This window comes from Amycolatopsis sp. lyj-109, from assembly GCF_046548995.1.
Lineage (GTDB): Bacteria > Actinomycetota > Actinomycetes > Mycobacteriales > Pseudonocardiaceae > Amycolatopsis.
On the sequence record NZ_JAJPWR010000008.1, the window covers coordinates 269,880 to 283,198 of the forward strand.

The following is a 13,319-nucleotide window of genomic DNA, read 5'->3' on the forward strand; positions in this document are numbered from 1 at the left end:
GTTCCTTCCGGATCCAAGCATTGGTGACGAGCGGCCGTCGGCGTGTGCTTCGGGCCAGCGAGGCGGCGATCCGGGGAGGCCCGGCGCACCGTCGCGCATATGTTGTGGGCGACAACATATGCCGCTGAGCGGCTGCGGGGAAGATAGCTGGATCGATTAAATGACACCAATTGGACACGGTTCGGCAACACAGGCTGAAGCTCGCCCGGAAAGAGTAGATCCGCTGACGATGTGATCGCCAGCACTCACGGTTAGTTACATCCAGGTTTCATCGAGCTGTGACGTTAGGCCGGTCGTGTGCACCGAGCGCAACCCGTGGCGAATCCACGACCCGGCAGCGCAATTGGTCGCCGACTTGCGGAGTTCGAGCGTAGAGGTGCCCGGGAGGCCACCCGCCGGGGGCCGGACGGGCAGGCGAGGGGCCGTTTGCCGGGTACGGACCGTCACGGGGGCGGGGCAGGTTCCGGGCGAGGCGGAGGGAACGGACAGTGATGGCCGAGCTTCAGCCTCATGGGCGACAACGCGGGCGGTCTCGGGCCGTCGCAGACCCGGCCTTCCGCAGCCTCCCGTCCCTCTCCGGCCCCGGCCGGTCTCCTACCAGGACCGCAGCGTCACGATCCGCTCTTCCAGCTGCTCGACCGTCGCCATGGCCGTCACCGGTCCGCCGCAAACCCGCCGCAGCTCGTTGTGGATCGCGCCGTGCGGCTTCTTCGTCCGGTGGTGGTACATCCCCACCAGCGCGTTCAGCTCCTTGCGCAACGCACCGAGCCGCTCGCTGACCGACTGGGGCCGAGCCGCCGGCGGCGTTGCCTCCTTGGCCGGCTTGCGGCGCTTCTCGTCCGCGACCTGCTCTTCCTGCCGCTTCCGCAGCAGCGCCCGCACCTGATCCGGCTCCAGCAGCCCCGGCAGGCCCAGGTACTCCTGCTCCTCGTCCGAGCCCGAGAACACCGCCGTGCCGAACGAGTTGCCGTCGTAGATGACCTGGTCGAGCTCGGCCGAGGCACCCAGCGACGTGAACGCCTTCTCCTCCTCGCCCGGCTCGTCCTCGGTGCGGTTGGCCTGGGCGAGGAGCTCGTCCTCCCAGCCTTCCTTCTCCCGGTGCGGCTTGCCGAGGACGTGGTCGCGCTGGGCCTCCAGCTCGCTGGCCAGCTCCAGCAGCACCGGCACGGACGGCAGGAACACGCTCGCCGTCTCGCCCTTCTTGCGGGCCCGCACGTACCGGCCGATCGCCTGGGCGAAGAACAGCGGCGTCGACGCGCTCGTCGCGTACACGCCCACCGCCAGCCGCGGGACGTCGACGCCCTCCGAGACCATCCGGACCGCCACGATCCAGCGCTCGTTCGTCTCGGAGAACTCCTTGATCCGGCCCGAGGCCTTCGGGTCGTCCGAGAGCACCAGCGTCGGCGTCTCGCCCGAAAGGCGCTCCAGGATCTTCGCGTACGCCCGCGCCGACTCCTGGTCCGTCGCGATCACCAGGCCGCCCGCGTCCGGCACGCTCTGGCGGACCTGCGACAGCCGGGTGTCCGCCGCCTGCAGGACCGCCGGGATCCACTCGCCGGACGGGTCGAGCGCCGTGCGCCACGCCCGGGCGTTCTGCTCCGCCGTCAGCGGCTCGCCGAGGCGGGCGGTGAACTCCTCACCCGCGCTCGTGCGCCAGGAGGCCTCGCCCGAATACGCCAGGAAGACGACCGGCCGGACCACGCCGTCGGCCAGCGCGTCCGCGTAGCCGTACGAGTGGTCGGCCTTGCTGCGCTGGAAGCCGCCCGCGTCCGGCTCGTAGGTGACGAACGGGATGGCCGAGTCGTCGGAGCGGAACGGCGTCCCGGTCAGCGACAGGCGCCGCACGGCCGGGGTGAAGGCCTCGCGGATCGCGTCGCCCCAGCTCTTCGCGTCGCCGCCGTGGTGGATCTCGTCGAGGATGACCAGCGTCTTGCGGTTCTCCGTGCGCACCCGGTGCAGGGTCGGGTGGGCCGCGACCTGCGCGTACGTCAGCGCGACGCCGTTGTAGTCCGACGAGGTGACGCCGGTGGTGTTGCGGAAGTTCGAGTCGATCGCGATGCCGGCCGCCGCGGCCGAGGCCGCCCACTGGTGCTTGAGGTGCTCGGTGGGGGTGACGATGGTGACCGCCTCGATCGTGCGGTCGCTGAGCAGCTCCGCGGCGATCCGCAGGCCGAACACCGTCTTGCCGGCCCCCGGCGTCGCCACCGCGAGGAAGTCCTTCGGCTTCCGCGTCAGGTACTTGGTGAGTGCCCGCCGCTGCCACGCCCGCAGCGGGCGCGCGGTCGAGTCCTTCTCCGCGGGAGGCGCCCCGAGCTGCGTCTCCGTCATCGCCGGTCCTCCCCCTCGCTCAAGTACTTTGACGTGCGGCTGTGACATGCAAAAACCCTCACTGTGGTTCCGACTTCAGCTGCATTGATCAGCCGGCGACTGCGGTGAGGGCACTGGAACGAGTCTACCGGCCGGGTCCGACAGTTCCGGGCACCGGCACGGGTGATGTCCCCCGACACGCCCGGCCGCAGGGGGTGTGACGAGCCAAATCCGGGCCGATGGACCATGCTGGACACGTCATGGGTGAGGTGCAGCCGTCCGCAGCGACGAAGGTGGCCCGCAAGGGGCCGTGGCGGCTCGTCACGCGCACGTTCGCCAAGGCGTGGGAGGGCAACGTCTTCTCCGAGGCCGCGGAGGCGGCCTTCTGGCAGACGCTGTCCCTGCCGCCGCTGCTGCTCGGCCTGCTGGGCAGCCTGGGCTTCGTCGGCGAGTGGTTCGGCCAGGACGTGGTCACCGCGGTGCACGACCGGATCATCGGCTTCTGCCGGACGGTCTTCAGCCAGAACGCGGTCCACGACATCATCGAACCGACCGTGAACAGCATCCTCACCGTCGGCAAGGGCGAGATCGTCTCGGTCGGCTTCCTCATCTCGCTGTGGGCGGGTTCGTCGGCGATGTCGTCGTTCGTCGACGCGATCACCGTCGCGCACGACCAGTACGGCGTCCGCAACGACGTCTGGCAGCGGATCTTCGCACTCCTGCTGTACCTCTGCGGCCTGGTCATCCTGGTCGTCGGGCTGCCGCTGCTGGCGATCGGCCCGGACCTGCTGCCGGAGTTCTTCCCGGCCGCCTGGCGCCCGACCGTGACGTCGTGGGTGAGCGCGCTGTACTTCCCGGCACTCGGCGCGATGATCACCCTCGCGCTGACCACGCTGTACAAGCTCTCGCTGCCGCGGAAGCTGCCGTGGCACCGCGGGCTGCCCGGCGCGGTGCTCGCCATGGTCGTGTTCCTGCTGTCCTCGGTCGGCCTGCGCGTCTACCTGAACTGGATCACCAAGACCGGCTACACCTACGGCGCGCTGGCCGCGCCGATCGCGTTCCTGCTGCTGATGTTCTTCATCGGGCTGGCCGTGGTCGGCGGCGCGTACTTCAACAGCGCGATCCAGGAACTGTGGCCGGCGAAGGCGACGCGGCGGCAGCGGCGCAAGTGGCGGCGGCTGGAGATGGAACGCGCCGCCGAGCGGCTGCGCTCGGAAGAGGGCCGCAAGCTGTGGGACCGCTCGACCACGCCGCCGCGGCGCCCGCGGGCCGAGGACGTCGCCGCCAACCGGGCCGAGCCGTCCGAAGAGGACACGTCGTCACCAAGCGTGCCGGAGCCGGCACCCAGCGCTGCCCAGGATCCCCTCTCCTCCCAAGGGACGACCCGGAATCCACCCTCAGACTGAGTCGCTCCTCAGCAACGGCGTGAAAGGCTCAGCGGGCCATTGACGCCGGCGGGGGTCGCCGCGTCGTTCCCGAGGGGGTTTTAACGTCATGTCCGTGCTGGCCAGACTGAGCCTGCGCAACCGAAGCTTGATCGGATTGCTCGCGCTGGTGGTCGTCGGCTTCGGCGCCTTCGCGCTGCCGCAGCTCAAACAGCAGCTCTTCCCGTCCCTGCAGTTCCCGCAGGCGCAGATCGTCACGGCGTACCCGGGTGCTTCGCCGGACGCGGTCGACCGGCAGGTCTCCGAGCCGCTCGAAGGCGGGCTCCAGGGGCTGAAGGGCCTCGAGCAGGTCACCTCGACGTCGTCGGACGGCGTTTCGCGAGTCGTCGCGCAGTTCGAGTTCGGCACGGACATCGACGCCGCCGTCTCACAGATCCAGCAGGTGGTGAACCAGGTCCGGCCGCGGCTGCCGCAGAACTCCGAGCCCGCGGTTTCCGCGGGCAGCACCGACGACCTGCCGGTGGTGCTGGTCGCCGCGGGCACCACCGGGGACCCGCAGGCGCTCGCGCCCGCGCTGACCGACCAGGTCGCGCCGGAGCTGCGGAAGATCGACGGCGTCCGCACGGTGACGGTCACCGGCGTCCAGCAGCCGCGCGTCACGATCACGCTCGACTACGCGAAGCTCGCCGCCGCGGGTGTCGACCCGGCTTCGATCGCGACCACGCTGCAGACGGCCGGGGCCGCGGTACCGGCCGGGACGCTGACCGAAAACGGCAAGACGCTGTCGGTGCAGGTCGGCGGTGGGCAGACCACTGTGGACAGCCTCCGCGGCCTGTACCTGACGCCGGGTGCGCGGGCGGGGGCGCCGGCCCGGGGTCCGGTGAAGCTGGGTGACGTCGCCGACGTCCAGGCCGGGTTCGCGCCGCCGACGTCCATCACGCGCACCAACGGCAAGCCCAGCCTCGGCCTCTCGGTCACCATGGTCGACAACGGGAACGCCGTCGCGATCTCCGACGCGGTCCGCGGCAAGCTGCCGGACCTGGCCAAGAAGACCGGCGCCGAGATGAGTGTCGTGTTCGACCAGGGCACCCCGGTGAAGGACGCGATCAGTGGCCTGACCACCGAAGGCCTGCTGGGCCTGGCCTTCGCCGTCGTCGTCATCCTGCTGTTCCTGCTGTCGGTGCGCTCGACGCTGGTGACCGCGGTGTCGATCCCGCTGTCGGTGGTCGTCGCGCTGCTGGCGCTGTGGACCGGCGACCTGTCGCTCAACCTGCTCACCCTCGGCGCGCTGACCATCGCGATCGGCCGGGTGGTCGACGACTCGATCGTGGTGCTGGAAAACATCAAACGACATCTGGCCTACGGCGAGGAGAAGGACCGGGCGGTGCTCGACGGCGTCCGCGAGGTGGCCGGCGCGGTCACTTCGTCCACGCTGACGACCGTCGCGGTGTTCCTGCCGATCGCGTTCGTCGGCGGGTTCGTCGGCGAGCTGTTCTCCCCCTTCGCGATCACCGTGACGGTGGCGCTGCTGGCCTCGCTGCTCGTGTCGCTGACCGTGGTTCCCGTGCTGGCGTTCTGGTTCCTGAAGCGGCCCGCGGTCCCCGCAGACCCCGTCGAGGCCGAGCGCGCGCGTGAAGCGGCCGTCGAAAAGGAACGCCGCAGCATCCTGCAGCGCGCCTATCTGCCGGTGATCCGGTTCGCGACCCGGCGGCGGCTGACCGTCGTGCTGCTGGCGCTGCTGATCTTCGCGGGCACGGTCGGGCTCGCGACGCGGCTCAACACGAACTTCCTCGACCAGTCCGGCGGCACCACGCTGAACATGACGCAGAAGCTGCCCGCCGGCACCAGCGTCGAGGCGAAGGAGAAGGCGGCCACGGCCGTCGAGCAGGCTCTCGCGGCCGAGTCCGCGGTGCGGACCTACCAGGTCAGCATCGGCGGCGGCGGGGCGTTCGGCTTCGGCGGCGGGACCAACACGAGCATCTCCGTCACCGTCGCCAAGGACACCGATCTGAACGCGCTGTCGGACCGGCTGCGGTCAAAGCTGACGTCGCGGCCCGAGCTGGGCGAGATCAAGATCGGCGCGGACGCGTCCGGTTTCAACTCCGACCAGGTCTCGGTGACGGTCACCGCGCCGTCGGAGGCCGCCCTGAAGCCCGCGTCCGACCAGGTGGTGCAGGCGCTGGGCGGGGTGGCCGGGCTGACCGAGGTTTCGAGTGACCTGGCCGTCGGCTCGCCCCGGGTGCAGGTCGAGGTGGACGACGCCGCGGCCGCGGCGCGCGGGCTGTCGGCGAGCACCATCGGGCAGATCGCCAACCAGGCGATCGCCGGGCGCACGGTGACCCAGCTTCCGGTCGGCGGGCAGCGCACGGACATCGTCCTGCGGGCCGGCACGGCTCCGGTCACGGTCGACCAGGTGAAGGGCCTGCCGATCCCGGGCCCGGCCGGCGTCGTCCGGCTCGACGAGGTGGCCAAGGTGTCCACTGTGGACGGACCGGCGTCGGTGCACCGCACCGGCGGCGACCTGAGCACCACGGTGACCGCGAAGAACACCGGCGACGACCTGACCAAGACCACCGCGGACATCAAGTCCAAACTGGACGGCCTGACGTTCACCGGCGGTGCGGCGTACTCGCTCGGCGGCGTCAGCCAGGATCAGCAGGAGGCGTTCTCGAACCTGTTCCTGGCGCTGCTCGCGGCCATCGCGATCGTGTTCCTGATCATGGTGGCGACGTTCCGGAGCCTGATCCAGCCGCTGATCCTGCTGGTGTCGATCCCGTTCGCGGCGACCGGCGCGATCGGGCTGCTGCTGGCCACCGGCACCGCGCTCGGCCTGCCGTCGCTGATCGGGATGCTGATGCTGGTCGGCATCGTGGTGACCAACGCGATCGTGCTGATCGACCTGATCAACCAGTACCGCGCCGAGGGGATGAGCGTCGCCGACGCCGTCACCGAAGGCGGCCGGCGCCGGCTGCGGCCGATCCTGATGACCGCGGCGGCGACGATCTTCGCGCTGGTCCCGATGGCTTTGGGCATCACCGGCCAGGGCGGCTTCATCGGCCAGCCACTGGCGATCGTGGTGATCGGCGGCCTGGTCAGCTCGACCCTGCTGACCCTGGTCCTGGTCCCGACCCTCTACACGATGGTCGAGACCCGCAAGGAACGTCGCAAGGCCCGCCGCGAAGCCCGCCGAACCCCGGCCCAAGCCCCGGACTCGGAGTCCCTCAACCCGGAACTCGCGTGATCAGAACGCCGACACGCGTGATTTGAGGGTCGACACGCGTGATCAGGAGGACGACACGCCGGGGCCAGGTCGGGGCCCGGCGTGTCGTCGCTTCAATCACGCGTGTCGTCGCTTCAATCACGCGTGTCGACTCCGCAATCACGTGTGTCGACCCTCCAATCACGGAGCCGTTACTGGCGGAAGCGGTAGGTCTTGCTGTCGAAGAGGATGCAGATGCTCGGGGACATGACCACCACGCGGAGGGTGTTGTCGCGTTCGTCGAAGTCGATGCCTTCGACCTCGAACGAGCCCGAGCAGCCGCTGCGGAGCGGGAGCTGGCCGAGGGACGTGACGTGGGCGGTGACGTCGGAACCGGACAGCGGGCCGGCCAGGTCCACCTGGAGGAGCGGCTTCGTCGTGCCGAAGAGGCTGCCGTCCGGGTCATCGGACGCGCAGAGCAGGCGGGTCGCGGTCTGGAAGTCGCAGCCCTGGATGTCGCGGACCGCGTGGTCCAGGCGGATGGTGCCGGCCAGAGGCAGGTTCTGCGCCGGGTTCGTGGCCACCACGCCCGGCATCGGGTGCACCAGGAGCCGGCTCATGGTGCCCCACTCCCCCGCCACCAGCCAGCGCGCGTCGGGCGACACCGCGGCGAAGGAGTTGTTGTTCGCTTCCCACGACTCGAGGTTGTGCTTGTAGCTGGCCCATGAGCCGTCCGGGGCCTGGACGCGGAAGAGCTTCGCGCCGCGGTCGTCGCGCTGGTAGGGCTCGACGTACCAGCCCTGGGCCGAGCCCGGGTCGCCGACGTGGTTCCAGCCCTGCGAGTTCAGATCGGCCGGGATGGTGCCGATCCCGGTGTAGCGGATCGTGGTGCCCGACGGGCGCACGATCGTGGCCAGCCCCTGGCTCTCGTCAAGGGCCCGGGCGTTGTCGGACCCGACTTCCGTCCAGCCGGTGACGGCCTGGGCCAGCGCGGGCGAGACCACGGCGAGCAGGGCGGCGAGGGTGAGCACGATCCCGGTTCTGCGCATGTGCGACTCCGGTGGGTGAGGGAACCTGGCCCGCTGGATTTACCAGGACTCCCGCACCCGGCACACCCGCCGAATGAAGGTTTTTCACGTTTGTTCGACGATCTGTCCGATTCCGGACAGCACGAAACCCCGGCGGGGACACCCGCCGGGGTTCAGGCCCGGTTACTTGCCCGGGCGGAGACTGTCGTAGATCTCCTTGCAGGCCGGGCAGACCGGCGACCCGGGCTTCGGCGACTTCGTCACCGGGAAGACCTCGCCGCACAGCGCCACCACGTGAGTGCCCATGACCGCGCTCTCGGCGATCTTGTTCTTCTTCACGTAGTGGAACATCTTCGGCGTGTCATCGTCGGTGGTGTCCGTGCCCTCGGGCGTGGTTTCCGGCTTCGTCAGCGTCTCGGTGCTCACCCGGCCATTGTGCCCGAGTCCCGCCGAACCTCCCGCGATCGGCCCCTCGGCCTGGCAGGATCCCCGGCATGTTCCAGAAGGTGCTCGCGACATTCGGCTCGGGCGGGGCGCGGATCGACGCCCGCCTGCTCGACCGGACCGCCGCCCCCGGCCGCCCGCTGCACGGCGAGGTGCTGCTGCTCGGCGGCGAGGTCGACCAGGAGATCAAGGGACTCGCGGTGACGCTGCTGACCCGCGTCCGGCTGCCCGGCGGCACGACCGAAGACCTCCCCTTCGGCACCCAGCAGCTGGTCGGCGGCGAAGTCATCCGGGCCGGGCAGCAGGTCCGGCTGCCGTTCGAGGTGCCACTGCCCTGGGAGACGCCGGTGACCAGCGTCTACGCCAAGCCGCTGACCGGCATGGCGGTCGGCGTCCGGGCCGAGCTCGACCTGGCCGCCGCGGTCAGCGACCCCTTCGACGCCGACGCCGTCGCGGTCGAGCCGCTCCCGGCGCAGAAGCGGATCCTCGACGCGCTGAGCCGGCTCGGCTTCACCTTCCGCGAGGCGGTCCTCGAGCAGGGCCGGGTCGACGGCGCCCGCCAGCAGCTGCCGTTCTTCCAGGAGATCCGCTTCACGCCGTCGCCGCGCTTCGCGACCATCTTCTCCCAGGTCGCGGTTACCTTCCTGACCTCGGCCGAGCGCACGGACGTCGTGCTCGAGGTCACCAAGCGGGTCCGGGTGAGCAAGACCGGCGGGTTCGGCGGCCGCGGGCAGGACTTCCTCGGGATGTTCACCGCGAAGCCGGACGTGAACTGGGAGAAGCAGCTCGAGGACTGGCTCGACCAGGTCGCCCGGCCGCGCGGGATCTTCGACTGATGCGCCTGCCCGACGCCGTGGCCGCGCTCGGCGGCACGTCCGATGCCTGGCCGCGGCTCGAAGCCCGCTACCGCGAGCCGCACCGCCGGTACCACACGCTGGACCACGCGGCGGCCGTCGCGCGCGACTCCGCCTGGCTGGCCGGCGGCCTCGGTGACACCGACCGCGCGATCGTCGCCGTGGCGGCCTGGACGCACGACGTCGTGTACGACGCGAAGCCCGGCGAAGACGAACGAGCCAGCGCCGCCTGGGCCCGCGAAGCCCTGGCAGGCGTGGCCGAAGTGCACGCCGACCGCGTCGAAGGCCTGATCCTCGCCACGATCGGGCACGACGCCCCGCCGGACGACGACCTCGCGACCGCCCTGCTCGACGCCGACCTCGCGATCCTCGGCGCGTCCGAAGAGCGCTACGCGGCCTACGCGGAAGGCGTGCGCCAGGAGTACGCGAAGTACCCCGACGACGTCTGGCGCGAAGGCCGCATCGCCGTCCTGGAGGGCATGCTCGCCCGCGAGCTCTACCGCAGCGAAACCGCGCGGACACGCTGGGCGAGCGCCGCGAAAAAGAACCTCGCCGCCGAGCTGACCCACTGGCGCCGCGCGCGGGGCGATCACCGATGATGGTCCCTCGTGACTACCGCACTCTCGCTGCACGAAGAGGTCGCCTCGGCGCTGCGTGACGGGCACCCCGTCGTCGCGCTGGAGAGCACCATCCTGTCCCATGGCCTGCCGCCGGGCCGCAACCTCGACGTCGCCCGCCGGCTCGAAGGCGTGGTCCGCGACGGCGGCGCCGTCCCGGCCACGATCGCGGTGCTCGACGGGCGGGTCGTCGTCGGCCTCTCCCCCGCCGAGCTCGAGCGCGTCTGCGCGCCGGACGCCGGCCTGGACAAGCTCTCGCTGCGCGACCTCGGCCCGGCCGTCGGCCTCGGCCGCTCCGGCGCCACCACCGTGGCGAGCACGTCGGCGCTGGCCGCCGCGGCCGGGATCGGCATGTTCGCCACCGGCGGGCTCGGCGGCGTGCACGTCGGCGCCGCGCAGTCCTGGGACGTCTCAGCGGACCTCGGCGTGCTGGCGAAGGTCCCGACCGTGGTCGTCTGCTCCGGCGTGAAGTCGGTGCTCGACATCCCGGCCACCCTCGAGGTGCTGGAGACGAACTCGGTGCCGGTGCTGGGGTACCGCACCGGCGACTTCCCGGCGTTCTACCTGCGCTCGTCGGGGCACCAGGTCGGCTGGCGGGTCGACGACCCGAAGCAGGCCGCCGCGGTCATCGACGCGCACCGCACGTACGCGAATTCCGGTGTCCTGCTGGCGAACCCGATCCCCGAAGCGTCCGAAATGGACCGGGAGCTGCACGACCGCCTGCTCGCCGAGGGCCTCGCGCTCGTCGCGGAGCGGGGCGTGCACGGCGCCGACGTCACGCCGGTGCTGCTGGAGCACTTCCACACCGCGAGCGGCGGCGTGAGCATCGACGCGAACGAAGCGCTGGTGCTGAACAACGCGAAGCTGGCCACCGAGGTCGCGGTGGCGCTGGCATGAGCGAGCTTGCGAGTGAATCGTCCGACACCGGTGGGATCGTGGTCGTCGGCGACGCGGCCCTGGACGTGATCGCCCGGCACGACAAGCCGTTGCCGCACGGCGGCGACGCGCGCGCGAAGATCCGGTTCACCGGCGGCGGCTCGGGCGCCAACACGGCGCTGTGGCTGCGGCACCTCGGCGCGGAGACCACGCTGCTCGCGCGGATCGGCGACGACCCGGGGGGCCGGCTCATCCGGGCCGAGCTGGAGGCGGCGGGCGTGCGGTGCGCGTTCGCCGTCGACCCCGAGGCGCCGACCTGCTGCGTCGTGGTGATGGTCGACGGGTCCGGGCAGCGCAGCATGCTGGCCGACCGCGGCGCGAACCAGCGCTTCGCGCCCGAAGACGTCACCCCCGAGTCACTGGCCGGGGCGAGCCACCTGCACCTGTCGGGGTACGTGCTGCTCGACCCGCCGTCGCGCGCGGCCGGTCTCGCCGCGCTGGCGGCCGCTCGCGAGGCGGGGCTGACCACGTCGGTCGACCCGCAGGCCGCCGCGCACATCACCGACCCGGCCGCGTTCCTGGCCGACGTCCGCGGGGTCGACCTGCTGATGCCGAACACCGAGGAGCTGGTCGCGCTGACCGGTTCGGCCGACCCGGTGTCGGCGAAGGAGCTGCTCGGCGCGGTCGGCGCGGTGGTCGTCACCGCGGGGCTGGACGGCGCCAGCTGGGTCGACGCGGACGGCGTCACCAGCGTGCCGGCGGTCGAGGCGGAGTGCATCGATTCGACCGGCGCCGGCGACGCCTTCGACGCCGGCGTGCTCACCGGCTGGCTGGCCGGGGAGTCCACTGTGGACGTCCTGCGGCACGGAACCCGCCTGGGCGCCCTCGCCGTCGGCAAGGTGGGCCCCCAGCCGTCGTGAGTGGTAATTAGGGTTAGAACCCGAATTACCACTCACGAGCCGGGACGTGCCTCAGCCGTCGATGACGCGGTGGGTGGTGCCTTCGATCGCCGTCGCCTCGTGCCGGTAGGTGTTCACCTGCTCGGTCTTGCGGGGCGGGCGGTCGTTGGCGATCAGCACCGCGATCCACGGCAGCGGCACGGAGATCGCCAGGAAGCCCAGCGCCAGCCACCACACGTGGTAGGTCAGCCCGGCCGCGATCAGGCACGGGATGCGGCACCCCATCATGATGACGTACTTGCGCTTGCGCGCGGCGAGCTGCTCTTCGTACGACGGGGCCGCCCCGGTGATCAGCACCGGGTCCGAGTCGTTGGCGGGCATGGTCACTGCACCACCTCCACCGTCCATCGTCCCACTTGCGCGGTTCATCCGACACCGGGGTGACGCAACTTGCTCACCGCGGCGAGAACGAGGGTTTCGATGCCGGTGCGCAGGGTCGGGTGCAGAACCGGGGCAAACCGCGGCGAGTGGTTGGACGGGACGTCGCGCTCGAACCGGCCCTCGGTCATCGCCGTGATCACCGTCTGCGGGTCGAAGCCGCCGACCAGCCAGAACACCGACGGCACGCCGGCCGCGCGGCCGAACTCGCTGAAGTCCTCACTGCCGGTGATCAGCGGCGCCGGCAGCACGACGTCGGTGCCGAAGTGGCCGCGGAAGACCTCGGTGAGGGCGTCGTTGGCGGCCTCGTCGTTCTCGGTGATCGGGTAGGAGCCGGACCGCTCGATCAGCGGCGGCTTCGGCGCGCCGGCCGTGGCCGCTTCGCCGTTGACGATCCGCTCGACCGCGGCCAGCACCCGCTCGCGCACGGCCTGGTCGAAGGACCGGACGTTGACCTCCAGCACGGCGTCGTCGGCGATCACGTTGCTCGCGGTGCCCACGTGCAGCGAACCGACGGTGACCACGGCCGAGTCCGTGGCGGCGATCTCCCGCGAGACGATCGTCTGCAGCTTGAGGACCACGGACGCGGCCAGCACGGCCGGGTCGACGGTGGTCTCCGGGCGCGAGCCGTGCCCGCCGCGGCCGTGCAGGGTGACGCGCAGCGTGTCGGTGGCGGCCATGATCACGCCGGGCCGGGTGAGCACCCAGCCGGCCGGGCCGGGCACCAGGTGCTGCCCGAACACGACGTCGGGCTTCCCGGCGACGTCGAACAGGCCGTCGCGAACCATCGCCGACGCGCCGCCCGCGCTCTCCTCCCCCGGCTGGAACACCACCAGTAGCGTGCCGGCCCAGGTGCCGCGACCCTTCGCGAGCAGCGCGGCGGCGCCGGAGAGCCAGGTGGCGTGCATGTCGTGCCCGCAGGCGTGCATCACCGGGACGTCGGTGCCGTGCTCGTCGGTGCCGCGGGCGGTGCTGGCGTACGACAGCCCCGTCTTCTCCTCGACCGGCAGCGCGTCGATGTCGGCCCGCAGCAGCACCGTGGGCCCCTCGCCGTTGCGCAGCACGCCCAGCACCCCGGTGCCGGCGATGCCGGTGTGCACCTCGTAGCCGTCGCCCTCGAGCCGCCGGGCCAGCTCGGCCGCCGTCCGGGTCTCGGCGAAGGACAGCTCCGGGTGCCGGTGGAGGTCGATGTACAGCGCTTCGAGTTCGGGCAGCGCCGCGTCGAGCGGGGCGAGGACGCGTTCAAGGGTCACGGGGGCCATCGTGGCAGCA

At 71.4% G+C, this 13,319-nt stretch carries 11 protein-coding genes; 6 read left to right on the forward strand and 5 right to left on the reverse strand.

Features of this window, described 5'->3' with window-relative positions:
- Positions 1 to 594: 594 nt before the first annotated feature.
- Positions 595 to 2,328 carry a DEAD/DEAH box helicase gene (locus ACLJQF_RS20325; RefSeq protein WP_410610697.1) on the reverse strand — a complete coding sequence of 578 codons (1,734 nt, stop codon included), beginning with the start codon at positions 2,326 to 2,328 and terminating at the stop codon, positions 595 to 597.
- A 239-nt stretch (positions 2,329 to 2,567) separates the two neighbouring features.
- On the opposite strand from ACLJQF_RS20325, the gene ACLJQF_RS20330 reads away from it, so the two are divergent.
- Together ACLJQF_RS20330 and ACLJQF_RS20335 are read left to right on the forward strand one after the other, a co-directional pair.
- Positions 2,568 to 3,713 carry a YihY/virulence factor BrkB family protein gene (locus ACLJQF_RS20330; protein ID WP_410610699.1) on the forward strand — a complete coding sequence of 382 codons (1,146 nt, stop codon included), beginning with the start codon at positions 2,568 to 2,570 and terminating at the stop codon, positions 3,711 to 3,713.
- Positions 3,714 to 3,801: 88 nt separating this feature from the next.
- Positions 3,802 to 6,933: an efflux RND transporter permease subunit gene (locus ACLJQF_RS20335; protein ID WP_410610701.1), complete on the forward strand. Its 3,132-nt coding sequence runs from the start codon at positions 3,802 to 3,804 to the stop codon at positions 6,931 to 6,933.
- 170 nt (positions 6,934 to 7,103) lie between these two features.
- Here the strand turns inward: ACLJQF_RS20335 and ACLJQF_RS20340 are convergent, their stop codons facing one another.
- The gene (locus tag ACLJQF_RS20340; protein ID WP_410610703.1) at positions 7,104 to 7,940 is read right to left on the reverse strand and encodes a hypothetical protein; all 837 of its coding nucleotides are present in this window, start codon (positions 7,938 to 7,940) and stop codon (positions 7,104 to 7,106) included.
- Positions 7,941 to 8,102: 162 nt separating this feature from the next.
- On the reverse strand, positions 8,103 to 8,345 hold the full coding sequence (locus ACLJQF_RS20345) for a DUF3039 domain-containing protein (RefSeq protein ID WP_034284335.1): 243 nt from the start codon (positions 8,343 to 8,345) through the stop codon (positions 8,103 to 8,105).
- 68 nt (positions 8,346 to 8,413) lie between these two features.
- Between ACLJQF_RS20345 and ACLJQF_RS20350 the strand changes: the two genes are divergently transcribed.
- Genes ACLJQF_RS20350 through ACLJQF_RS20365 form a run of 4 tightly spaced genes read left to right on the forward strand, consistent with a single transcriptional unit; the run spans position 8,414 to position 11,630 of the window.
- Positions 8,414 to 9,199 (forward strand): sporulation protein, encoded by a 786-nt coding sequence (locus ACLJQF_RS20350; protein WP_410610705.1) that lies wholly within the window; start codon positions 8,414 to 8,416, stop codon positions 9,197 to 9,199.
- Complete coding sequence (locus tag ACLJQF_RS20355; protein WP_410610707.1) at positions 9,199 to 9,816, forward strand: hypothetical protein; 618 nt, start codon at positions 9,199 to 9,201, stop codon at positions 9,814 to 9,816. The genes ACLJQF_RS20350 and ACLJQF_RS20355 overlap by 1 nt, the downstream gene beginning before the upstream one ends.
- Positions 9,817 to 9,825: 9 nt before the next feature.
- Positions 9,826 to 10,731 (forward strand): pseudouridine-5'-phosphate glycosidase, encoded by a 906-nt coding sequence (locus tag ACLJQF_RS20360; RefSeq protein WP_410610709.1) that lies wholly within the window; start codon positions 9,826 to 9,828, stop codon positions 10,729 to 10,731.
- Entirely contained in the window at positions 10,728 to 11,630 is a 903-nt protein-coding gene (locus tag ACLJQF_RS20365; RefSeq protein WP_410610711.1) for a carbohydrate kinase family protein, read from the forward strand. The genes ACLJQF_RS20360 and ACLJQF_RS20365 overlap by 4 nt, the downstream gene beginning before the upstream one ends.
- A gap of 51 nt (positions 11,631 to 11,681) precedes the next feature.
- On the opposite strand, the gene ACLJQF_RS20370 is transcribed toward ACLJQF_RS20365, so the two are convergent.
- Positions 11,682 to 11,996, reverse strand: coding sequence for a DUF3099 domain-containing protein (locus ACLJQF_RS20370; RefSeq protein ID WP_410610713.1), 315 nt, complete (start codon positions 11,994 to 11,996; stop codon positions 11,682 to 11,684).
- 38 nt (positions 11,997 to 12,034) lie between these two features.
- Positions 12,035 to 13,300: an amidohydrolase gene (locus ACLJQF_RS20375; protein ID WP_410610714.1), complete on the reverse strand. Its 1,266-nt coding sequence runs from the start codon at positions 13,298 to 13,300 to the stop codon at positions 12,035 to 12,037.
- Positions 13,301 to 13,319 lie beyond the last annotated feature (19 nt).

What these genes read in the sequence shown, in the direction of transcription:
- ACLJQF_RS20340 (WP_410610703.1), bottom strand. Translation starts at nt 7,940, where the DNA reads ATGCGCAGAACCGGGATCGTGCTCACCCTCGCCGCCCTGCTCGCCGTG.
- ACLJQF_RS20355 (WP_410610707.1), top strand. Translation starts at nt 9,199, where the DNA reads ATGCGCCTGCCCGACGCCGTGGCCGCGCTCGGCGGCACGTCCGATGCC.
- ACLJQF_RS20350 (WP_410610705.1), top strand. Translation starts at nt 8,414, where the DNA reads ATGTTCCAGAAGGTGCTCGCGACATTCGGCTCGGGCGGGGCGCGGATC.
- ACLJQF_RS20325 (WP_410610697.1), bottom strand. Translation starts at nt 2,328, where the DNA reads ATGACGGAGACGCAGCTCGGGGCGCCTCCCGCGGAGAAGGACTCGACC.
- ACLJQF_RS20335 (WP_410610701.1), top strand. Translation starts at nt 3,802, where the DNA reads ATGTCCGTGCTGGCCAGACTGAGCCTGCGCAACCGAAGCTTGATCGGA.
- ACLJQF_RS20365 (WP_410610711.1), top strand. Translation starts at nt 10,728, where the DNA reads ATGAGCGAGCTTGCGAGTGAATCGTCCGACACCGGTGGGATCGTGGTC.
- ACLJQF_RS20330 (WP_410610699.1), top strand. Translation starts at nt 2,568, where the DNA reads ATGGGTGAGGTGCAGCCGTCCGCAGCGACGAAGGTGGCCCGCAAGGGG.